Source organism: Micromonospora sp. NPDC005087, assembly GCF_042872965.1.
Taxonomy (GTDB): domain Bacteria; phylum Actinomycetota; class Actinomycetes; order Mycobacteriales; family Micromonosporaceae; genus Micromonospora.
Genome location: NZ_JBIALB010000014.1, coordinates 83,126 through 102,547, shown reverse-complemented (window position 1 = coordinate 102,547; position 19,422 = coordinate 83,126). Strand labels below are relative to the sequence as shown.

Below are 19,422 nucleotides of genomic sequence, written 5' to 3'. Positions count from 1 at the left end.
GTCGGCGGCGCGTCGGTGTCACCGCCGGTCAGCTCCGCCCCGGGGTCACTCGGACACCCCGAACGGGTCGGTGCGTACGAACCGCATGCTCCAACCGCCCAGGCCGTCGGGCCGGTCGCGCTCGTAGAGGTGGTCGGGGCCGGCCTGCACCGGCCCGGTGCCGTCCGGGTGCCGCATGATCCAACGCTGCGGCGGGGCGCCGTCCGGCCCGGCCGGCACCTCCCGCACCAGGCCGTCAGCAGGCCCGCCGACGAAGCGTACGGTGACCTCGCCCATCGCGGCGTCCCCTCGGGTGACCGTGCCGGCACGTTCGGTGACACCGGCCCTGGCTCGCAAGCTACCGCACCCACCGCCCGCATCGCAGCGGGTGGGCGGGCCCGGCGCCTCGCGATTTGGCCGACGGTTTGCCCAGCTCGGAGCCCGGGTACCGCGAACGAAGCAACCGCCGCCGGCGGGACGAGGCGAGGAGCGGTCGATGCGCACGCTGGACAGGCGATACCGGCTCGAACAGCGCATCGGCGTCGGCGGCATGTCCGAGGTGTGGCGAGCCCACGACCGGGTGCTGGACCGGCCGGTCGCGGTGAAGCTGATCTCGCCCGGCGCGGACGGCCAGCACGGCCCGGTGGAGCGCATCCAGGCCGAGGCCCGCTCCGCGGCCCGCCTGGTGCACCCGAACGTGGCGAGCGTGCACGATTTCGGCACCTCCTCCTCCGCGCTGCCCGGTCGCCAGGTGCCGTACATCGTGATGGAGCTGGCCGAGGGGGAGACACTCGCCGCGCACCTGCGGGCCGGTCCGCTGGACTGGCGGATCTCGGTCCGGGTCTGCGCGGAGGTCGGCGCGGCGCTGGCCGCCGCGCACGCGAACGGCATCGTGCACCGCGACGTCAAGCCGGCCAACATCATGCTCACCCCCTCGGGGGTGAAGGTGCTCGACTTCGGCATCGCCAGCCCGGCCGGGGCGTCGGACCCGACGCCGGAAGGGATCATCGTCGGCACTCCGGCGTACCTGGCGCCCGAGCAGTTCGACGGCGCGCCGGCCACCCCGGCGGCCGACATGTACGCCCTCGGCGTGCTGCTCTACTACTGCCTCACCGGCCGGCTGCCGTACGCGGCGGACAGCACCGTCGAGCTGCTGGGCGCGCGCCGCCGGCGGCCGGCGGAACCGCTGCCCGAGATCGACGGGCTCCCGCCGGAGGTGGCCGAGCTGTGCCGCTCCTGCCTGGCCGAGGACCCGGCGCGGCGTCCGACCAGCCTGGTCGCCGCGCTGCTGCTGGCCGAGGCGGTGGACGCCCGGGTGTACGTGCCGATGCTGGCGCCCACGGCACGCCGATCGGCTGCGACGTCGCCGTGGACCGAGCAGGCCGCGATGGAGGCCACCGAGGCGGTGCGGGTGGCCGACGGGCCGGACCGGTCCGGCGGGCGCTGACCGCTCGGCGTTTCGCCGCGCAAGGGTCGGGAACTCGGGCCGGTGAGCGACGGGAGGAACGCGATGCCGGATCCGAGTTCCTGGCTGCATGAGGCCACCGCGACCGCCGAGGGCGGTCACGTACGCACCGACGATGGCGGACTCTCCTCCGCGCTGGCCTCGCCGCTGGCGGCGCACTGCACCGGGTTGCGGCCGGAGCAGTTGTTGGCCGCCGCCTTCGCGTCCTGCCTGCACCACGCGGCGGTGGAGGCTGCCGGGGAGATCACCGACGAGGCGCACACCGTTCAGGTGCGGGCTGAGGCGAAGCTGGGGCGCGACGACGACGGCCGGTACCGGGCCGACGTGCACGCCTCGATCTCCTCCGCCGGTCTGAGCCGGCAGCAACTGGCCGACCTGGTCGAGTACGCCGACCGGCTCTGGCCGTTCTCCAGCGGCGACAACAGCCGGCACCGGTTGACCGTCACCCCGGCGGAGAACGGCCGGCACTGATCCGGTCGCCACCTGGGTCGTGCGTCCACCGAACGGCCATGCCGGGGTCTCGGGTGTTCGGTGGACCGGGCATCGGCCGTAGGAGTGAGTCGTGAAGAGCCGCCGAAACGGATGCTGATGACGTCGACGGCGACCGGCTTTGACCGGCGAATCGGGAATACCCGGCTAGCCCGAACGGCGAGGTTGATCGTCTTTGCGGGGTTGTTGCCCCTTATTGTCCCCAAGATCGGGACAAATTGTGGCGCATGCCACCGTACGGGCCGGTGGAATCGGGAAAGCAGTTCTTTAGCCTCGGCGAGTGCATCGCGACGACCCCTCCGAGCAGAAGCTGACCGACGCGCGCCCGACGACCCTTTCGAGCGACGCCGCATCAACCGAACGGACGATCGGCCGTCACCGGGCCTCCGAGCCACCCCGCCGCGCCCTGCTGGGCTCGACCCCGCTCCGGGTGGCCCTGGCCACCGGTGTCACCTGCTGCCTGAGCCTGGTCGCGGTCACCACCGCCCGAGGCGGCGAGGACAACACCCGCCCGGTGGAGTCGCTGGCCGAGGCGGTTGCCGACCGCGCCGCCATCGCCGACGAGCGCGCCTCCCGATCGCTGGACCGCGAGGCCGCCCCCGCGCGGATCATCCCCAGCCCGACCCCGAAGCCCACCCCCACCCGCACCGCCGCGCGCAAGGCGGTCAAGAAGCCGGTCAAGCCGCGCCGACCCCGACCGGTCGCCGGACTCGACCAGGCCCAGATGGACAACGCCAAGATCATCGTTGACGTCGGGCTGGAGATGAAGATGCCGCGCCGCGCGCTGGTGGTGGCGCTGGCCACCGCCATGCAGGAGAGCAACCTCTACAACCTGGCCAGCGACGTGCTGCCGGAGTCGGCGCAGTACCCGAACCAGGGCAGCGGCTTCGACCACGACTCGGTCGGCCTGTTCCAGCAGCGGCCCAGCAGCGGCTGGGGCACGGTGGCCGAGCTGATGCGCCCGTCGTACGCCGCCCGGGCCTTCTACGAGGCGCTCAACGAGATCCCGGGCTGGCAGGACATGAGCGTCACCGCCGCCGCCCAGGCCGTGCAGATCTCCGCCTTCCCCGACGCGTACGCCCAGCACGAGGAGCGGGCGACGACCGTCGCGGCGGCCCTGACCGCCTGAGGGCGCGCACGGCGGTCGCCAGGCGACCGATCCACCCCCTCGGTGCGCGTCAGCGGTTGTGGGCGCCGTCCCGCCCGGCCGGCGGCTCCATGCCCACGTCCCGGCCGCCAGCGGCCACCCGCGTCGCCGGTACGCCCGTGCCCGCCGCCGCGGTCGGGGTGTCGGTGGGTACCTGCTCGGCGGTCACCCCGCCGAGGATCTCGTCCACCCGCGCCTCGCGTCGCCGGCGGGCGTCCAGCGCCGCCTCGAAGTCGCGCCGGGCCTGCATGGCCTCCGCGTACGCCCGCTCGCGTACCTGCCGGGCCTCCTCGCGGGCCTCGTCCAGCTCGATCCGTGCCTGGGCCAGGATCTCGGCCGCCTCCCGCCGCACCGCGTCACCAGCACGCCGGGTGCTCGCGGCGTCGCCCAGATCCAGCCGCTGGAGCAGCCCGCTGAGCCAGGTCGCCTCCTCGCGGATCTCGTCCCAGACCCGAGCGGTCCCGGCGGCGCCCTCCGCCCGCGCCGCGAGCCGGGACAACCGGATCGCCAGCTCATCCAGGCAGGAATCCACCTGCCGCTGGTCGTAACCGGTCTCAACGACGGAGAACCTCATACTGTCGCCCCCAGGCAGCTGCTGTTTCTTCCCACCTGGATCCTCGGTCGCGACGGGAGCGGCCGAGGGTGTTCGGGAAAATTGTTCAGCATCCGAGCGCGCGGGGTGCGCGGTCCGCGCCGGAGAGGTCAGCCGCGCTTCGGCAGCACGACCACCCGGCCGAAGAACTCGTCGATGCGGCGCACCACGTCGTTGAAGTCGTCCAAGTCGATCGGCTTGGTGACGTACGCATTGGCCTGCAGCGTGTAGCTGCCCACGATGTCGGTGTCCGCGTTCGAGGTGGTCAGCACCACGATGGGGATGGTCCGCAGGTCCTCGTCCTGCTTCACCGCGCCGAGCACCTGCCGCCCGTCCATCCGTGGCATGTTCAGGTCCAGCAGGATGACGTCCGGCCGGCGGGCCTCCAGGTGCCGCCCCTCGGCGCGGAGGAACTCCATCGCCTCCTCGCCGTCGCTCACCACGTCGATGACCTTGTCCACGTCGGAGTCCGCCAACGCTTCCTCGATCATCAGCACGTCGCCCGGGTCGTCATCCACCACCAGGATGCGTACCGGCTGCGGGCTGTCTGCGCCCATCACTACCTGCCTCGGCTCAGCGGGGACGGGACCAGACGGTCACCGTGTCGGCGGGGAAATCTAGCCCATCAGAGGGCGCTGTGGGACGCCGGGTCGACGGCGTCCGGTTGGTAGTGCAACACGTCGGCGAGGCCGGTGACCCGCAACACCCGCTCGACCCGCCCGCTGGCGCCGGTGAGCCGCAACCAGCCGCCCTCGGCGGCGGCCCGGTTGTCCCCCCGAACGAAAACGGCCATTCCGGTGGAGTCGCAGAAGGTGAGGTCGGTGAGGTCGAGCAGGAAGCGGCTCTCGCCCGCGTCGGCGAGCCGCTCGATCGCGGTGGCCAGCTCGGGCGCGGTGCTCAGGTCAAGCTCACCGGCGAGCCGCAGGCAGTAGCCGTCGCCGTCGCGCCCGGCGTGCCTGACGCTGAACGTCACCGTGCTCCCCCTTCGCTCCACCGCTGATGGGTGGGACGTTTGCAGTGCGGCAAGTATAAGCAGGGGCACCCCGCCGAGCGAGTGACGCGGTGATCGAGTGCTCGCTGGCGCGTTCGGTCCCGGTGGACGTCGCCACGGCCGCCCTCCGGGCGGCCGGTGTCGTGAGCGATATACCTGTGAGGCATAACTACGACTCTGAGGTATATCGCTCGTTGGCGACCCGATGCCCGGCACTCCCCGGCGGCGATCAGCCGGCGGCACTGCCCCCGGCGGCGGGCAGCGCGGCCCGGCCCAGGGTCAGCGCGCGCACCGCTCGGGGAAAGTCGCGTAGCGCGGCGGCGTAGTGCTCCAGGGGCAGGTCCACCGCGGCAGCCGGCACCCCACGGCTGGTCAGGATCCCCACCAGCCACCCGACGAACTCGGTGAACAGCGAGGCGTCGTCGACGTAGAGCGCGGCGGCCAGGAAGTCGACGATGTGGCCCAGATCGCTCACGGTCGAGTCGAGCTGGGCGGGCGTGTACGCCCGGGTCGCCGGCACCCGCTCGCGCAGGTCGGCCAGCGCGCTGTCGATCAGCTCACCCCGGCGCCGGACCAGACTGGCGTACTCGTCGTCGGCCAGGTGCGACAGCTGCGCCGGTGGCACCCGACGCAGCGCCCGCTCGTCCGCGATCAGCTCGGCCGCCGCCGGCGCGTCCGCCGCCCAGGGGGCACCCAGCCGACGGGCCTACCGGCCGTCCGCACCGAACCCGCGCCCGCCGACCACCACCGGCACGTCCGAACGGCGGCACGCCTCGATCATGCGGTGGGCGTGCGGCAGCCGTACCGGCTGCGCGCAGGCCAGCGCCACCGCGTGCGCGTCGTGCTGGTGCAGGTACGACACCAGGTGCGCCGCCGGGACGCTCGCGCCCAGAAAGGTCACCTGCCACCCGCGCAGCCGCAGCACCTCGGCCACCAGCCGGGGCGGCAGCGCGTGCCACTCGCCGTCCATGCAGGCCACGACGATCCGCCCACCGGTCGGACGTGGGTTGGCGTGCGCGGCGACCGACGCCACCACCCGCTCGCTGATGTGGGTGGCGGCGTGCTCCTGGGCGTGACCTGCTCGACCCGCTCGGCCACGGCGGGCGCCGGCATCCGCTGGCAGCCGGTCACCGCCGTGACGAGCCGCTCCGGGCCGAACTGCTCGTCCCCACGGCGGCCACCACGGGCCTCGGTCACCCCGTCGCTGTAGAGCAGGCAGGTCTCGCCCGGGGCCAGTCGGACGGTCACCTCGCCGACGCGTGGGTCGGGCACCACGCCGATGAGCATGCCGCGCAGTGGCACGGTCTCCACCTCGCCGGAGGCCCGCAGCACCAGCGGCGGCAGGTGCCCACCGCCGGCCATGGTGAGGGTCAGGCCACCCTCGCGCTCCGGCCGGGCGACGCCGAGCACGATGGTGGCGAAGCGGCCCTGGCCGTGCGCCTGGGTCGTCTCCAGGAGCGCGTCGTTGAGCAGCCGCAGCAGCCGACCCGGGTGCGACTCCACCCGGTGCAGGGCCTGCAGGCACTGGCGCAGCGGTGCGCTCCGGCCGCGCCCCAAAGGGGGGTGGCCCCCGACCCTGGGACCTGGGGTCGGGGGCCGGAGGAATGTCTAGGGTGCGGTCATCGGCTGGAGCCGGGGCCCGCTCTCGCGTAGTTCGGCGGTCGGCGCGCCGTCGGCGTCCTCGGGAGCCCCGGAATCGGGCGTCTGGTACAGGTAGCGGACAAAATCCGCACCGGACTCGTTGTCGTCCGCGCCCGGCCACTGACCGATGCAGTCCATGCCGACCACTTCACGGCCGGTCCCGTCGGCCTCCTCCAGCAGCGCCCACAGGCTCACCGGGTAGGACCGCGTGGCGTCTGGCGTGAGCTGCCAGCGGGCGTACCAACCGGGTCGGGCGGGGACGATCTCGACGATCCGTTTCATGACGACCTTCCTTCCGCGTACCTCGGAAGAACTCCGGTCCTGAACTGATCCTGTGGGCGGGACGGGTGAGCGTCCATCACCCACCCCGGATGAAGCCCACCGACGCTCGCCCGGCCCGCCCCGGCGGCGTCCGTTTCGGTGCCCGGCACGGCGGGAAGGCGACGGACGCAGGCACGATCCCCAGCGGAAGGGGTGTCACCATGCGCAAGCAGATGGAGGGCGACAACCAACGGCGCCGGGCGCTGGCCCGGCAGGCCCGCGAACAGGGTCGCCAGCCCAGTGAGTTCGGCGCCAGCCTGAGCGCCTCCAAGCAGATCACCAGCCTCGATCAGGGCAAGCGGGCCGGGCCGGCGTCGGCCGGGCACCGCAAACAGGACAGCACGCGCGGTGGACCGGCCCCGCCGCCGGTCGGCACGGCGGACAATCCGCGGCCGCAGCCGTCCCCGCCGGCCGGCGCCGCAGGGGCGAGCAGCGTGGGCTACCAGGAGCTGGTCGAGGACGTCCGGCGCCGGGCCGGCGTCGACTTCAAGACGGCCAAGGTGGGCACCGAGGCGACCGTGCTGGTCCTCGCCTTCGCGCTCGAGGCGGCGGAGCGGCAGCGGCTGCTCACCGCGGTACCGACCTCACTGCACGACGTGCTGCCCGTCGACGGCGTCGAGCGGCACCGCGACCTGCCCGGCTTCCTGGCCGAGGTGGGCCGGATCAGCGGCCGCAGCCCGGAGCAGGCCCGCTACCACGCGGAGGCGACGCTCGCCGCGCTCGCCGAGCAGGACGGCGACCTGGTCGAGTCGCTGCACGTACCCGACGGCCTGCGGGACCTGCTGAACCCGCCGGAGGCCGGCGGGGGCCTCGTCGGCGCCTCCACCACCACACCCACCCTGGACGCGGCCGAGCTGCGGACGGCGCTGGACGACCTGCCGTACTGGGCCGGCGACAGTGACGCGCTGTACCGGGTGGTCGCGCTGCCGTCGGACAACCTGGACCGGGTGCTGGACCGGCTCGACCAGCTACGCGCGGAGACCGGGCGCGCCCCGAGCATCGGGCGCCCCGGCGACACGGCCGCCGTGCTGACCGTGCGGACCAACCAGGCAGACGGGGTGACCGCGCTCGACGTGGACCTCGCCCACCGGATCGACGACGCGATCGACGAGGTGGGCGCCGGGATGGCCGGCGGCTGACCGGGCACATCGGCGCACACGGGCCGGCGGACGCGGGGCACACCCCGCGCCGCCGGCCCCCGCCGTGCCGTCCCGCTCCGGCGGCTCGGCTAGCGTGCCGGACATGAACCGCGCCGCCGACCGGCTGGAACTGGTCGCCGATCCGGTCCGCCGGAGCGGACGGATGCTGCTCTCCGGCGGCGTCGAGCAGTCGTACGTGGACGTCGACGATCCCCGGCACCTGCACTTCGAGTACGTCCGGCGGATCGCCTCAGCGGTGGAGCTGGCGGCCCCACCGGGCGACCCGCTGAGCGTGCTGCACCTCGGCGGCGGCGCGTTGACGCTGCCCCGTTGGCTGGCCGCCACCCGGCCCGGCTCCCCGCAGCGCGTCATCGAGCGGGACCCGTCGGTGGTCGAGCTGGTCGCACGGGAACTCCCGCCGCTGCCGCCCGAGGTGGACGTGCGGATCTCCGACGCCCGGGAGGCCGTCGCCGCCAGCCCGGCCGGCCGTTACGACCTGGTGGTCGCCGACATCTACCGGGCGGCCCGGATGCCACGACACGTACGCACCGTGGAGTTCGCGGCCGAGGTGGCACGCACCCTGCGCCCGGACGGGCTGTACCTGGTCAACGTCACGGACCTGCCGCCACTGGTCGGCACCCGTGTGCAGGTGGCGACGCTGCGGGCGGTCTTCGGCGACGTGTGCGTGCTCGGCGACCGGCGGATGCTGCGCGGCCGGCGCTACGGCAACCTGGTGCTCGCCGCGACACCCCGGCCCGGCGGGCTGCCGGTCGGCCGGCTGGCGGTGGCCGCCCTGCGTGACCCGGTGCCCGGCGGTCTGCTGCACGCTGCCGCGCTGGACGGTTTCGTCGCCGGCGCCCGACCGGTCACGGACGCCGACAACCCCGCACAGAAATGATCACCTGACGCCCGGCGGCCGGCCGCACACCACCGGGTGATCCGCGCGGGCGCCGGGTTTCCCGAGGTGACCCTGGGGAAGCCGCGCCGGATGAGCAACGCCGACACGCGGGTGACCGCACGCCGGGCTCTGATCGTGATCGGTCTGGTGCTGGCGACCGCGTTCGCGCTGGCCTTCGTGTACGCGACCCGCCGGGTGCTGGTCTGGACCGTGGTGGCCGCCTTCTTCGCCGTCGCGCTCAAGCCCCTGGTGGACCGGCTCCAACACCGGTTCGTGCGGCGGCGGGCGTTGGCCACGCTGCTGGTGTTCCTCGCCGCGTTCGTGGTGCTGGCGATCCTGGCCGCGGTCATCCTGACACCGCTGATCAACGAGCTGGGCCGGTTCGCCGAGCGGGCGCCGGAGCTGCTGCGCGACGCGCGCGCCGGCCGGGGCCCACTGGGGCACCTGGTGGAGCGCACCGGCGCCCGGCGGTACGTGTCCGAACACTCCGAGCAGCTACGCACCTTCGGCACCCGGCTGCGCGAGCCGGCGGTCGGCGTGCTGCGCGGCGTCGTGGAGACGGTCGCCGGGCTGGTCACGGTCATCGTGCTGGCGTACCTCATGGTGCTGGAGGCGCCGCGGATCACCAGCCGCGTGCTCGCGGCGGCCGGGGACGGCCAGCGCGAGCGGTTGCGCCGGGTGGGCCGCGAGGTGTCCCGGACCGTCACCGGCTACCTCACCGGCAACCTGGTGATCAGCGTGATCTGCGGTGCGTTGACCTTCGTGGTGCTCGCTCTCACCGGGGTGCCGTTCGCCGCCGTGATCGCCCTGCTGGTGGCGGTGGCGGACCTGATCCCACTGGTCGGCGCGACGTTGGGTGCGATCATCGCGGCCGGGGCCGGTTTCCTGCACTCTCCCACCGCCGGCGTGGTGGTGCTGGTCTTCTTCGTGGTCTACCAGCAGGTGGAGAACCACCTGCTCCAGCCGCTCATCCTGGCCCGCGCGGTCCGGCTGAACCCTCTGACCGTGCTGCTCAGCGTGCTCCTCGCGGCGGAGCTGGCCGGCCTGCTCGGCGCCCTGCTGGCCATCCCCGCCGCCGGCATCGTCCAGACCCTGCTGCGCGAGTACGGCCCGGCCCGGCTGCGCCCCGACCCGCCAGCGTCAGCGGGACCGGGCCGCGACCTCGGGTGAGGTGCTCTCCAGCGGTACCGCGTTCGCCGGGACCAGCCCGAGCTGGACCGCCTGCCGGGACAGCGTGGCGTCCAACGCCCAGTCGGCGCTGACCCTCGTCCGGTTCCCCGGCATCGCCATCAGGTGGTACGCGCGGGTGACCGCCTTCGCGGGCAGCCCGGCCAGCGGCACGTGCAACGGGTTCGCCGCCGCGGCCTTGCCGCCCAGGTCGACCACCCAGCCCAGGTCGTGGTGCTTGTACGGCTTGCGCTGGCCGTACCCGTACGACGCGGCGATGTTGTGCGCCACGCGCTTGCCCTGCCGCTGGGCGTGCTGGGCGGTCATCGTGCAGACCTGGCCGGGGCGGGTCAGGTCGGGCACCGCCGCGGCGTCGCCGCAGGCGTACACCTCGGGGTAACCGGGGACGGTGAGGAACTCGTCGACCACCAGACGGCCCTTCTCGGTCCGCAGGCCCAGCTCGCTGACGAACGGGTCGGGGCGCACCCCCACACACCACACCAGCGTGCAGGTCGGCACGTACTCGCCGTCGGTGAGCTTCACCCCGTCGGCGGTCGCCTCGGCCACCGACGTGCCCATCCGCACGTCCACCCCGCGCCGGTCGAGCACCTTGTGCGCGGTCTGCGACATCCGTTTGTCCAGCTCCGGCAGCACCCGGGGGGCGATGTCGAGCAGCATCCAGCGGGGACGGACGGTGAGCCGGGGCCGCTGAGCCTGCAACGCGTCGGTGAACAGCTGCCCGTGCGCGGCGACCTCGGTGCCGGTGTAGCCCGCGCCGACCACCACGAAGGTGGACCGGGCGCGCTGCTCGGCCGGGTCCTCGGCCTGTTCGGCCAACTCGATCTGGCGGATCACGTGGTCGTGCAGGTAGACCGCCTCGGGCAGGCCACGGAAGCCGTGCGCGTACTCCGTCACCCCGGGGATGGGCAGCAGCTTGTTGACGCTGCCCACGGCCAGCACGAGCCGGTCGTACGCCAGCCGGTTCTGGTCCCCCTCCGGCTGGGTGAAGCCGACCCAGCGGTTCTGCAGGTCCACGTGGTCCGCCTCGCCGATCACGACCCGCACGCCCTTGAGCGTCCCGGTCAGCGGCACGGCGATCCGCTTGGGCTCGACCACCCCGGCGGCCACCTCGGGCAGCAACGGCAGGTAGAGGAAGTAGTCGGTGGAGTTCAGCAGCACGATCTCGGCCCGGTCCCGGGCGAGGCGGCTCAACGTCTTCGCCGCGTGGTAACCGGCGAACCCGGCCCCCACGATCACCACACGAGGTTTCGTCATTGCGGCCCGTTTCCCGTCGAAGCCCGGGACAAACGTCGAAGAAGCCGTACGTCGGGCGCGGCGGTCGGTCGGCGACGTCGGCGGCGGGACGGCTCAGCTCGGCTGGAGCCGGAGGTGACCGCTGCCGCCCACCGCCTCCAACCCCCACTCGTGGCCGAACGCCCGCACCCGATCGGCCGTGATCCGGCCCAGTTCGGGCGGGATGTCCGGGTCCAGCACCAGCCGCCCCTGCACCGGGTTGAGCCCCAGCATCGCGCGGATCAGGGCCAGCGGGGCGCCGGCTGCCCACGCCTGCGGGCTGCACGCCGCACGGCAGCCATGCCACCCACCGTAGGAACGGTCGACACCAGGTGTCATCACCCGGTCCGGGTGAAAGCAATGGAACATCCACGCCCGGCGATGTGGACAGACACCTCCATCGATGGGGAGGATGCCGGAATGGGATCTGACGACACCGGCGAGAAGCCCACGAGGTCCACCCGCCGCACCTTCCTGTCCGCCTCCGCCGCCGCCACCGCGGCGACCGCCGCCACCGTGGCGGTGCCCGCGCTCGCCGCGTCGGCCACCGCCGACGCCCCACCGTCCGGTCCGGGCCGCCCGCTACGCCCGCAACGGCCCGACCGCGAGCTACGCGAGCTGCTGCGCCAGGTCGATCCGCGCCGCATCGAGGCGATCGTCCGCCGGCTGGCCGCGTTCGGCACCCGGCACACCCTCGCCAACCAGGACGACCCGCAGCGGGGCATCGGCGCCGCCCGGGACTGGATCTTCGCCCGCCTCCAGGAGTACGCGGCGGCCTCCGGCGGCCGGATGACCGTGGAACTCCAGTCGTACATCCAGCAACCGGCGTCGCGGATCCCCACCGCGACCCGGATCACCAACGTGGTCGCCACCCTGCGCGGGACGACCTCGCCGAACCGGACGTACGTGGTGACCGGCCACTACGACTCCCGGGTCACCGACGTGATGGACGCGGTCAGCGACGCGCCCGGCGCCGACGACGACGCCTCCGGCGTGGCCGTGGTCATGGAGCTGGCCCGGTTGATGGCCAGCCGGCCCACCGCCGCCACCGTCGTCTTCGCCGCGGTCGCCGCCGAGGAGCAGGGGCTGTACGGCTCGACGTACCTGGCCCAGCAGCTCAAGGCGGCCGGTGCGGACGTGCATGGCATGTTCAGCAACGACATCGTGGGCAGCAGCACGGCCGACGACGGCACCCGCGACCCGTACGCGGTGCGGCTGTTCGCCGAGGGCGTGCCGACGGCGGAGACCCCCGCGGAGGCGACCACCCGGCAGTCCGTCGGCGGCGAGAACGACTCGCCGTCCCGGCAGCTCGCCCGGTTCGTTCGGGACGTGGCGGAGAACGACACCACCAGGATGCGGGTACGGGTCATCTACCGGCGGGACCGCTACCTGCGCGGCAGCGACCACATCTCGTTCCTGCGCGAGGGCTGGCCGGCGGCGCGGTTCACCGAGCCGAACGAGGACTTCGCCCACCAGCACCAGGACGTCCGGGTGCAGGACGGGCAGCAGTTCGGTGACCTGCCGGAGTTCTGCGACTTCGGGTACATCGCCCGGGTGGCCCGGGTCAACGGCGCGGCGCTGTGGTCGCTGGCCCAGGGGCCCGGCACGCCCAAGGGCGCCATCATCGTGACCACCGACCTGACCAACAACACCACTCTGCGCTGGCAGCTCGGAACCGAGCCGGACCTGGCCGGCTACGAGGTGCTGTGGCGTGAGACCACGGCCGCCGAGTGGCAGCGGGTCATCCCGGTCGGTGATGTCACCGAGGTCAGCATCGACCTTTCGAAGGACAACGTCTTCTTCGGCATCCGTGCCGTGGGCCGTGACGGCCTGCGCAGCCCGGTCGCGTTCCCCCGGCCGGGCAGCTGAGCAGGCGCCCCAGTGACCGCAGCCTGACCTCGGCCGCCGGGCCCGCCGCGGAGCGGGTCCGGCGGCCGTTCAGGTCGCCGCCGGTGCCGTGATCGCCCAGCGCTCGTGGTCGCGCCACGCGCCGTCGATGAACAGGTAGTCCGGGGAGAAGCCCTCCAACCGGAAACCCAGCTTGCGGGCCACCCGCCGGGACGGCTCGTTGCCGGGCTGGATGTTCGCCTCCAGCCGGTGCAACCCTTGCGCGCCGAACGCGTGGTCGATGACCAGGGCGAGGCCCGCCGAGGCGTGCCCGGTGCCGCTGTACGGCTGGAACGCCGCGTACCCGAGGTAGCCGCCGCGCAGCGCGCCCAGCACGATCCCGCTGATGTTCACGTAGCCGGCGATCTGGCCGCTGGCCCGATCGCAGATCAGGTAGCCGGAGCTGTCCCGGCGGCGGATCCGGCGCAGGTACCGGTCGTACTCCTCCGGGCTGTCCGGCGCGACCAGCCACGGGTGGTGCAGCTCCCGGCTGCGGCGCGCGGCGGCGAGAAACTCGTCCGAGTCGGCGGGCCGGGGTCGGCGGATCGCGGCGGGACCGCCGGTACGCAGGTATCTCACGGCGGACCACTCTGACCGACCCACCCCGGCGCTGTCCAACCGGCGGTCAGCGCACGGCCGGCCCGGTGCTTTCCCGGGGCAGCACGCTGTGCGGCACGGTGACCCTGGCGATCGCCGCGCCCGGCTGGTCGATCCGGGCGGTGAGCCGGGCCACGGCCTCCCCGGCCAGGAAGCCGGTGTCGACGGCGACGGTGCTCAAGGTGGGCCGGGAGTAGCGCCCCTCCTCGATGTCGCCGATGCCGATCACCGCGACGTCGACCGGGACGCGCAGCCCGGCGTCGAAGGCCGCGCGCATCGCGCCGATCGCGAGGGGGTCGGAGTAGCAGAAGATGGCGTCCGGACGGTCCGGCTGGGCGAGCAGGGCGCGGGCGGCACGGTAGCCGTCGGCCCGACGGTGCCGCGACGCGGGCAGCCGCTGACCGGGGACGGCCGCCAGCCCGGCCCGACGCAGCGCGCGGTGATATCCGTCAGCTGACTCCCTCGGGTACGCGCCGATCGCGGCGATCCGCCGGCGGCCGGCGCGCAGCAGGTGCGTGGTCGCGTCCTCGGCAGCCTGGGCGACGTCGACGCTGACCCGGTCGCAGCGCCCGTCCCGAACCTCGCCGCCGACCAGCACGACGGAACGCCCGGCGGCGGTCAGCGCCTCGACCAGTTCGGTCGGCGCGACGGGCGCGCTGACCAGCACGCCGTCCACCGGCAGCGGGCGGGCAGCGCCCAACGACGGCGCCGGGCGCTCGTCGTCGGGCCCCACCTGCTCGATGACGACCCGGTAACCCCGACCTGCCGCCGCGCGCACGACCTCGCGTGCGAGGTCGTGCGGGTAGGGCACGTCGGCACCGGGCAGGACCAGGGCGAGCACGCCGGTGCGGCCGGTGCGCAGCGTCCGGGCGAACACGTTCGGCCGGTAGCCCAGATGGGCGACGGCGGTCTCGACCCGGCGGCGCACCTCGGGGCTCACGTGGGGATAGCCGTTGACGACGTTGGAGACGGTCTTCACCGACACGTCAGCGAGCTGCGCCACGTCCTTGAGCGTGGAAGCCACGACCCGCCCTCCCCCCGACGAAGGTCACACCACCAAAGCCGTTTCGCTGGTGCAGTTCCGACCCTCGCAGGCGATTTCACACCTGTCAAGACGATACGGTGGTGTTAATGAAAGGGGAGTCAATGGACAACGACGCTGCGGTGCCGGCCACTGTGCGGCTCGTCCGGGACTTCGTGAACACCTTCGAGCGGCAGATCGACGACGAGATGCTGACCAGCCCCGACCGGCTCCGCGACTGGTTCGTCGAACGGGACCTGATGGCAATGGACGTGCACCTCGGGCCGGCGGACCTCGACGTGGCCGTGACGGTTCGGGAGGGCCTACGCGCCGTGCTGCTCGGCCACGCCGGTCACCACGCCGACCCCACCGCGCTCGACCGGCTCAACCAGGCCCTGGCCGGGGTGCCCGTCACGCTGCGCTTCGCCGACGACGGTCACCACCTTGTCGCCGCCGACAGCGCCCCGCTGAACCGGGCGCTGGCCGGGCTGGTCGACGCGATCCGCGTGTGCGGCGAGGATGGCAGCTGGCCGAGGCTCAAGGTCTGCGCCCGCGACACCTGCCGCTGGGCGTACTACGACGCCTCCCGGAACCAGGCCCGCCGCTGGTGCTCGATGGCCGGCTGCGGCAACTACATCAAGATGAAGCGGGCGTACGCCGTCCGCACCGGCCGGCCCACCCGGGGCAACGGTTTCGGGCCGTGAGTGTTGCGTAGGTTGAAGCAGAGCAAAGGGCGCGAGCAGACCGCCGGCTCCTCCGCTGGCGAGGAGTCAGCCGAGGTCCGGGGCAGCCTTCTCACCGGGCCGGACGAACCACGGCGCCAGCCACGGGGTGAGCGCGACAAGTGCGATGGCGAGGGCGGTGATGACCGCTTGGCCGATCCGGCCCGGGGTGACACCCGCCGCCGGACCCAGCACATAGTTCGCGTACCAGTTCGCGGTCGCGTCCGTCACCAGCACGACGCATCCCAACGCCAGTCCCCGCACCCGACGAGCCGCCAGCAGAAGTGCCGCCAAGGAATCCCACAGAGTCAGGGACACGAAGTAGAACGTGAGCCAGCCAGGCAGGATGAGCTGCGGCCTCAACGCGGGCACGAACAACTGAAGCAGGTGGACCACCGTGCCGTAGGCGAACACCAGCACGGCGACCGACACGGCGAGTCGAACAACGCGCGGCACGTCACGCCATCGAGCAGCGCACATGCGGCCAGTCTGCCTCAGCCGGGCAACGCCGCCCGCTTCCTCACAGCGGGCCGGGCTGGGTCTGCTCCAGTGGCATCGGGACCTGGAGGAACGTGGTGCCGCGCATGTCCAACCAGGCCCGGTCCGGTGCCCGAACCAGCCGCAGCATCACCGACTCACAGGACGGGCAGCGCGCGACCAGACCCGGGGCGTGCGAGAAGACGTGCAGGCTGGCCATCGATCCGGTCATTCCGCAGTTTTCGCAGCGGCCCATCGCCGTGCTCAGGTCGACGGCGAACAGCTCGCGCAGCGGGCCGTCGAGCATGTTGCCGTCCAGGTACGACATCTCGGTCATCGGGTCTCCTCGACGTTGCGTGGGCGGGTGGGCTGGTCAGCCGGTGGGGCCGAAGCGTTCGGTCTTCACCCGCCGCGACGCGTGGCCCAACCCCACCAGCAGGTCGGCAACGGTCTCCACGAACCCGGTCGGGCCGCAGACGTAGGTGAGTGGTTCCAGATCCGGCGGCCAGCCGTGGGTGTTGACGTCGGCCAGCCCGATCCGGTGCGGCTCACCACGCCACCCCTCGGGCGCCTCGCGGGTGTACACGTACGCCACGTCCAGCCCGAAGTCGTCGCGGACCCGGCGGCGCAGCTCGTCGCCGTAGATCACGTCGCCGGGCGTACGCACCGAGTAGAGCAGCCGGAACGGCACCTTGCTGCCGGTCGCCCGGCGAGCCCGGATCATCGCCATCAGGGGCACGATGCCGGAGCCACCGCCGAGCAGCTGCACCGGCGCCGTCTCCTCCGGCCGCCAGATGAACCAGCCACCGAGCGGGCCGCGGACCTCCACCGGGTCACCCGCGCCGTAGACGTCGATCAGGTACGGCGACACCTCGCCGTCCGGCACCCGCTGCACGGTCACCTCGATGCGCGGCCCGCCCGGACCGTCCACGACGGGCCCGGCCACCGAGTACGACCGGGCCGCCTGGTAGCCGTCCGGCGCGGTCAGCCGCAGGTCGACATGCTGCCCGGGCAGGTGCCCCGGCCAGTCCGGCACCTCCAGCACCAGGGTGTGCGCGCTCGGCGTCTCCACCCGGCGCTCCAGCAGCCGGCCGACCTGCCAACGGATCGGGGCTCGCGCCGGCGTGCCGGTCGCGACCGCGCGCTCAGTCACCCTGGTACCGCTGCTCACGCCACGGGTCGCCGTAGTCGTGGTATCCGGCCGTCTCCCAGAACCCCGGCTCGTCCATCGTCTTGAGCCGGATGCCGCGCACCCACTTCGCGGACTTCCAGAAGTACAGGTGCGGCACGAGCAGCCGAGCCGGCCCGCCGTGCTCCGGGGGCAGCGGCGCGCCGTCGAAGGTGTGCGCCACCCAGGCCCGGCCGCCGCGCAGGTCGTCCAGCGGGAGGTTGGTGGTGTACCCGCCGTACGAGTGCGCGAGCGCGAAGTGCGCGCCGGTGTCCACGCCGTCGAGCAGAGTGTCCAGCGAGACGCCCTGCCAGGTGGTGCCGAGCTTGGACCAGTGGGTGACGCAGTGGATGTCCACCATCGGCGTCTCCTGCGGCAGTGCCATCAGCTCCTGCCACGACCACCGGTGCTCGGTGCCATTTTCGGCGGCGATGACGAACTCCCAGGTGTCCAGCGACACCCGGGGCGTCGGGCCGGCCGAGAGCACCGGGAAATCCTCGGTCAGGTACTGACCGGGTGGCAGGGCGGGCTCCTGTGTTCGGGGCCGACCCTGAAAGCCCGGTGACACGATTCCCATTGCACAGTCGTACCACCCGCGCCGGCCGGGGCGGGAGCTTTCCCGCGTACCTCCTCGTCGCCCCGGCGCGGCGCGGTCAGCGCCGCTCCGCGACCACCTCACGCTCCTCGGGCTGGTCGCCCCGAGTGGCGCGCAAGCTGGTCAGCGTGACCACCACCAGCACCCCGATGATCACCACGAGCGAGGCCAGGGTGGGGATCTGCGGCACGCTGTCCCAGATGCCGTGCGCCCAGTGCAGGCCCAGCTTCAGGCCGATGAACGCCAGGATGATGGCCAGGCCGTAGCTGAGGTGCACCAGCCGGCTCAGCGCCGCGTGCAGGACGAAGTAGAGCGCACGCAGACCGAGCAGGGCGAACGCGTTGGTGGCGAAGACCAGGTACGGGTCCTCGGTGATGCCGTAGACCGCCGGCACCGAGTCGACCGCGAAGACCACGTCGGTGGCCAGCACCGCAACGACCACCAGGGCGAACGGGGTGAGCGCCCGCTTCGCTCCCTGCCGGACGGTCATCCGGGTGCCGTGGTACTCGTTGACCACCGGCATGAACCTGCGCAGCAGCCGCACCGAGCGCATCCTGCTGATGTCGACTTCCTGCTGGTGCCCGGAGAGGGCGTCCCGGAGCAGCTTCACCGCGGTGGCGATGAGGATGATCGCGAAGAGCAGGAAGGCGAAGTCGAGGGTCTGCAACGCCGCCGCACCGAGTGCGATGAAGACCGCCCGCAGCACCAGCGCGCCGGCGATGCCGTACAGCAGCACCCGCTGGGCGAGCACCGCCGGCACCGCGAACGCGGCCAGCAGCAGCATGAAGACGAAGAGGTTGTCGACCGAGAGGGACTTCTCCACCAGGTAACCGGTGAGGTACTGCACGCCCAACTCAGAGCCGTAGCGGGCCCAGACCCAGCCGCCGAACGCCAACGGCAGCGCGATGTAGAACGCCGACCAGCCGATCGCCTCCCGCATCGACACCTCGTGCGGGCGGCGCGTCACCAGGAAGTCCAGTACCAGCAGCAGCAGTACGCCGCCGATGGTCACCACCCACAGCGTGGGCGTGCCCACCGACGACAACTCACCGGCAGCGGACAGGTACGACACTTCGGTCATGGGGCCTCCTCGAACACCGTGTCATGTTCGAGGTCTCCTTCACCCACCAAAGATGGGCAACCACCCGAGGCACGCCGGGCGCGCCGTACTGACCGGAATGGTTCGTGGGAAGTACTCCCCTCGCAGGACAAGGTTAGGTCAGGCTCAATCTCGCCGCCAGGCGGGATGTCGATGGTTGCCCTGATCAACCGCTGTGTGCGAGCGGGGACATGCGCGGTCAGGCGCGACGCAACGTCGCCCCCGGGGCCATCGCAGGCTCGACGAGCTGCCGGTAGTCGCGCGGCAGCTGCGTGACCACGTCGTCGAACTCCCCGCCGGTGATCGCCTCGCGCAGCGTGGTGAAAACCGCGCGGACGGCGTCTCGGGCGAGGGGCTCCTCCACGTCGGCGCGTAGCGCTACCCGGGCGACGAACTCGGCCGCTCCGAACCGGTCCGCCTGCTCGGTGCGCGGGCTCGGCTTGAGCACCAGTTGCAGCGGTTTGGGCAGCTGGGCGGCCAGATCCAGCACCTCGCCGCCGGTCAGCCGCTCGGCGAACGTCTCCAGCACGGCCCGGGTCAACTCGACCGACCGCTCGGACGGCGCCCGGGTGCGCTGCGAAACCTGGTCGATGAAGGTGTCGTAGTTCATCACGTACTCCCTCGGGCTAGCGTCGGCGCCTGCGGGTACCCGCGGCAGCCGGGGGGAAACGGCAGCCGATTCGACCACCCGCCCGGGCGTGACCGGACGGCGAGCGGGTAACCGCCGCCCGTCG

Annotated in this window: 26 protein-coding genes; 8 read left to right on the top strand and 18 right to left on the bottom strand. The window is 72.9% G+C overall.

The window, feature by feature from the left end; all coding sequences use genetic code 11:
• Window positions 1-45: 45 nt before the first annotated feature.
• A complete protein-coding gene (locus ACFYPS_RS27350) occupies window positions 46-336 on the bottom strand; it encodes a hypothetical protein (protein ID WP_354967621.1) in 291 nt (96 codons plus the stop codon).
• Between the two features lie 139 nt (window positions 337-475).
• Between ACFYPS_RS27350 and ACFYPS_RS27345 the strand changes: the two genes are divergently transcribed.
• From ACFYPS_RS27345 to ACFYPS_RS27335, 3 genes are all read left to right on the top strand, one after another.
• Entirely contained in the window at window positions 476-1,426 is a 951-nt protein-coding gene (locus ACFYPS_RS27345) for a serine/threonine-protein kinase (protein WP_354967620.1), read from the top strand.
• A gap of 63 nt (window positions 1,427-1,489) precedes the next feature.
• On the top strand, window positions 1,490-1,915 hold the full coding sequence (locus ACFYPS_RS27340; protein ID WP_121657400.1) for an OsmC family protein: 426 nt from the start codon (window positions 1,490-1,492) through the stop codon (window positions 1,913-1,915).
• 298 nt (window positions 1,916-2,213) lie between these two features.
• Window positions 2,214-3,062 (top strand): hypothetical protein, encoded by an 849-nt coding sequence (locus tag ACFYPS_RS27335; protein ID WP_354967619.1) that lies wholly within the window; start codon window positions 2,214-2,216, stop codon window positions 3,060-3,062.
• Between the two features lie 49 nt (window positions 3,063-3,111).
• Here ACFYPS_RS27335 and ACFYPS_RS27330 read toward each other — a convergent pair whose 3' ends face one another.
• The 7 genes from ACFYPS_RS27330 to ACFYPS_RS27300 form a co-directional block, all read right to left on the bottom strand.
• Window positions 3,112-3,654 (bottom strand): ATPase, encoded by a 543-nt coding sequence (locus tag ACFYPS_RS27330; RefSeq protein ID WP_354967618.1) that lies wholly within the window; start codon window positions 3,652-3,654, stop codon window positions 3,112-3,114.
• 128 nt (window positions 3,655-3,782) lie between these two features.
• On the bottom strand, window positions 3,783-4,229 hold the full coding sequence (locus ACFYPS_RS27325; RefSeq protein ID WP_354967617.1) for a response regulator: 447 nt from the start codon (window positions 4,227-4,229) through the stop codon (window positions 3,783-3,785).
• A gap of 68 nt (window positions 4,230-4,297) precedes the next feature.
• Complete coding sequence (locus ACFYPS_RS27320) at window positions 4,298-4,645, bottom strand: STAS domain-containing protein (RefSeq protein ID WP_387327957.1); 348 nt, start codon at window positions 4,643-4,645, stop codon at window positions 4,298-4,300.
• Window positions 4,646-4,892: 247 nt separating this feature from the next.
• The gene (locus tag ACFYPS_RS27315; protein ID WP_354967615.1) at window positions 4,893-5,288 is read right to left on the bottom strand and encodes a hypothetical protein; all 396 of its coding nucleotides are present in this window, start codon (window positions 5,286-5,288) and stop codon (window positions 4,893-4,895) included.
• Between the two features lie 81 nt (window positions 5,289-5,369).
• Window positions 5,370-5,633 (bottom strand): cobalamin B12-binding domain-containing protein, encoded by a 264-nt coding sequence (locus ACFYPS_RS27310; protein ID WP_354967614.1) that lies wholly within the window; start codon window positions 5,631-5,633, stop codon window positions 5,370-5,372.
• Entirely contained in the window at window positions 5,561-6,220 is a 660-nt protein-coding gene (locus ACFYPS_RS27305; protein WP_354967613.1) for a PP2C family protein-serine/threonine phosphatase, read from the bottom strand. Before ACFYPS_RS27305 ends, ACFYPS_RS27310 begins: the two co-directional genes overlap by 73 nt.
• Window positions 6,221-6,271: 51 nt before the next feature.
• Window positions 6,272-6,586 carry a hypothetical protein gene (locus ACFYPS_RS27300; protein WP_354967612.1) on the bottom strand — a complete coding sequence of 105 codons (315 nt, stop codon included), beginning with the start codon at window positions 6,584-6,586 and terminating at the stop codon, window positions 6,272-6,274.
• 200 nt (window positions 6,587-6,786) lie between these two features.
• Here ACFYPS_RS27300 and ACFYPS_RS27295 point away from each other — a divergent pair, with 200 nt between their 5' ends.
• The 3 genes from ACFYPS_RS27295 (at window position 6,787) to ACFYPS_RS27285 (ending at window position 9,832) form a co-directional block, all read left to right on the top strand.
• Window positions 6,787-7,764 carry a DUF2267 domain-containing protein gene (locus tag ACFYPS_RS27295; RefSeq protein ID WP_354967611.1) on the top strand — a complete coding sequence of 326 codons (978 nt, stop codon included), beginning with the start codon at window positions 6,787-6,789 and terminating at the stop codon, window positions 7,762-7,764.
• Between the two features lie 103 nt (window positions 7,765-7,867).
• Window positions 7,868-8,662 carry a fused MFS/spermidine synthase gene (locus tag ACFYPS_RS27290; RefSeq protein WP_354967610.1) on the top strand — a complete coding sequence of 265 codons (795 nt, stop codon included), beginning with the start codon at window positions 7,868-7,870 and terminating at the stop codon, window positions 8,660-8,662.
• A 66-nt stretch (window positions 8,663-8,728) separates the two neighbouring features.
• On the top strand, window positions 8,729-9,832 hold the full coding sequence (locus tag ACFYPS_RS27285) for an AI-2E family transporter (protein ID WP_354967609.1): 1,104 nt from the start codon (window positions 8,729-8,731) through the stop codon (window positions 9,830-9,832).
• On the opposite strand, the gene ACFYPS_RS27280 is transcribed toward ACFYPS_RS27285, so the two are convergent.
• Window positions 9,803-11,104 carry an NAD(P)/FAD-dependent oxidoreductase gene (locus ACFYPS_RS27280; RefSeq protein ID WP_354967608.1) on the bottom strand — a complete coding sequence of 434 codons (1,302 nt, stop codon included), beginning with the start codon at window positions 11,102-11,104 and terminating at the stop codon, window positions 9,803-9,805. The two genes, ACFYPS_RS27285 and ACFYPS_RS27280, sit on opposite strands and share 30 nt — an antisense overlap.
• 93 nt (window positions 11,105-11,197) lie before the next feature.
• Window positions 11,198-11,461, bottom strand: coding sequence for a hypothetical protein (locus tag ACFYPS_RS27275; protein WP_387327950.1), 264 nt, complete (start codon window positions 11,459-11,461; stop codon window positions 11,198-11,200).
• 81 nt (window positions 11,462-11,542) lie between these two features.
• Between ACFYPS_RS27275 and ACFYPS_RS27270 the strand changes: the two genes are divergently transcribed.
• Window positions 11,543-12,991 carry a M20/M25/M40 family metallo-hydrolase gene (locus ACFYPS_RS27270; protein ID WP_387327947.1) on the top strand — a complete coding sequence of 483 codons (1,449 nt, stop codon included), beginning with the start codon at window positions 11,543-11,545 and terminating at the stop codon, window positions 12,989-12,991.
• Between the two features lie 69 nt (window positions 12,992-13,060).
• Here the strand turns inward: ACFYPS_RS27270 and ACFYPS_RS27265 are convergent, their stop codons facing one another.
• Complete coding sequence (locus tag ACFYPS_RS27265) at window positions 13,061-13,588, bottom strand: GNAT family protein (protein WP_354967606.1); 528 nt, start codon at window positions 13,586-13,588, stop codon at window positions 13,061-13,063.
• 46 nt (window positions 13,589-13,634) lie between these two features.
• Complete coding sequence (locus ACFYPS_RS27260; RefSeq protein WP_387327944.1) at window positions 13,635-14,630, bottom strand: LacI family DNA-binding transcriptional regulator; 996 nt, start codon at window positions 14,628-14,630, stop codon at window positions 13,635-13,637.
• A gap of 122 nt (window positions 14,631-14,752) precedes the next feature.
• On the opposite strand from ACFYPS_RS27260, the gene ACFYPS_RS27255 reads away from it, so the two are divergent.
• Window positions 14,753-15,331, top strand: a complete 579-nt coding sequence (locus ACFYPS_RS27255; protein WP_354967604.1) for a CGNR zinc finger domain-containing protein — start codon at window positions 14,753-14,755, stop codon at window positions 15,329-15,331.
• A 66-nt stretch (window positions 15,332-15,397) separates the two neighbouring features.
• On the opposite strand, the gene ACFYPS_RS27250 is transcribed toward ACFYPS_RS27255, so the two are convergent.
• The 6 genes from ACFYPS_RS27250 to ACFYPS_RS27225 all read right to left on the bottom strand — a co-directional run bounded on the left by ACFYPS_RS27250 (window position 15,398) and on the right by ACFYPS_RS27225 (window position 19,298).
• Window positions 15,398-15,829, bottom strand: coding sequence for a hypothetical protein (locus tag ACFYPS_RS27250; RefSeq protein WP_354967603.1), 432 nt, complete (start codon window positions 15,827-15,829; stop codon window positions 15,398-15,400).
• Window positions 15,830-15,869: 40 nt separating this feature from the next.
• A complete protein-coding gene (locus ACFYPS_RS27245; protein ID WP_354967602.1) occupies window positions 15,870-16,163 on the bottom strand; it encodes a DUF6510 family protein in 294 nt (97 codons plus the stop codon).
• A 36-nt stretch (window positions 16,164-16,199) separates the two neighbouring features.
• A complete protein-coding gene (locus ACFYPS_RS27240) occupies window positions 16,200-16,979 on the bottom strand; it encodes a ferredoxin reductase (RefSeq protein WP_354967601.1) in 780 nt (259 codons plus the stop codon).
• Complete coding sequence (locus tag ACFYPS_RS27235) at window positions 16,972-17,571, bottom strand: sulfite oxidase-like oxidoreductase (RefSeq protein ID WP_354967600.1); 600 nt, start codon at window positions 17,569-17,571, stop codon at window positions 16,972-16,974. Before ACFYPS_RS27235 ends, ACFYPS_RS27240 begins: the two co-directional genes overlap by 8 nt.
• A gap of 76 nt (window positions 17,572-17,647) precedes the next feature.
• A complete protein-coding gene (locus ACFYPS_RS27230; protein ID WP_354967599.1) occupies window positions 17,648-18,670 on the bottom strand; it encodes a TerC/Alx family metal homeostasis membrane protein in 1,023 nt (340 codons plus the stop codon).
• A gap of 217 nt (window positions 18,671-18,887) precedes the next feature.
• Window positions 18,888-19,298, bottom strand: a complete 411-nt coding sequence (locus tag ACFYPS_RS27225) for a DUF2267 domain-containing protein (RefSeq protein WP_354967598.1) — start codon at window positions 19,296-19,298, stop codon at window positions 18,888-18,890.
• Between the last annotated feature and the right edge of the window lie 124 nt (window positions 19,299-19,422).

Coding starts and splice junctions, on each gene's coding strand:
- ACFYPS_RS27345 (WP_354967620.1), top strand. CDS start 476: ATGCGCACGCTGGACAGGCGATACCGGCTCGAACAGCGCATCGGCGTC.
- ACFYPS_RS27340 (WP_121657400.1), top strand. CDS start 1,490: ATGCCGGATCCGAGTTCCTGGCTGCATGAGGCCACCGCGACCGCCGAG.
- ACFYPS_RS27330 (WP_354967618.1), bottom strand. CDS start 3,654: ATGAGGTTCTCCGTCGTTGAGACCGGTTACGACCAGCGGCAGGTGGAT.
- ACFYPS_RS27325 (WP_354967617.1), bottom strand. CDS start 4,229: ATGGGCGCAGACAGCCCGCAGCCGGTACGCATCCTGGTGGTGGATGAC.
- ACFYPS_RS27310 (WP_354967614.1), bottom strand. CDS start 5,633: ATGGACGGCGAGTGGCACGCGCTGCCGCCCCGGCTGGTGGCCGAGGTG.
- ACFYPS_RS27300 (WP_354967612.1), bottom strand. CDS start 6,586: ATGAAACGGATCGTCGAGATCGTCCCCGCCCGACCCGGTTGGTACGCC.
- ACFYPS_RS27295 (WP_354967611.1), top strand. CDS start 6,787: ATGCGCAAGCAGATGGAGGGCGACAACCAACGGCGCCGGGCGCTGGCC.
- ACFYPS_RS27290 (WP_354967610.1), top strand. CDS start 7,868: ATGAACCGCGCCGCCGACCGGCTGGAACTGGTCGCCGATCCGGTCCGC.
- ACFYPS_RS27280 (WP_354967608.1), bottom strand. CDS start 11,104: ATGACGAAACCTCGTGTGGTGATCGTGGGGGCCGGGTTCGCCGGTTAC.
- ACFYPS_RS27275 (WP_387327950.1), bottom strand. CDS start 11,461: ATGACACCTGGTGTCGACCGTTCCTACGGTGGGTGGCATGGCTGCCGT.
- ACFYPS_RS27270 (WP_387327947.1), top strand. CDS start 11,543: ATGGGATCTGACGACACCGGCGAGAAGCCCACGAGGTCCACCCGCCGC.
- ACFYPS_RS27255 (WP_354967604.1), top strand. CDS start 14,753: ATGGACAACGACGCTGCGGTGCCGGCCACTGTGCGGCTCGTCCGGGAC.
- ACFYPS_RS27250 (WP_354967603.1), bottom strand. CDS start 15,829: ATGTGCGCTGCTCGATGGCGTGACGTGCCGCGCGTTGTTCGACTCGCC.
- ACFYPS_RS27245 (WP_354967602.1), bottom strand. CDS start 16,163: ATGACCGAGATGTCGTACCTGGACGGCAACATGCTCGACGGCCCGCTG.
- ACFYPS_RS27235 (WP_354967600.1), bottom strand. CDS start 17,571: ATGGGAATCGTGTCACCGGGCTTTCAGGGTCGGCCCCGAACACAGGAG.
- ACFYPS_RS27230 (WP_354967599.1), bottom strand. CDS start 18,670: ATGACCGAAGTGTCGTACCTGTCCGCTGCCGGTGAGTTGTCGTCGGTG.
- ACFYPS_RS27225 (WP_354967598.1), bottom strand. CDS start 19,298: ATGAACTACGACACCTTCATCGACCAGGTTTCGCAGCGCACCCGGGCG.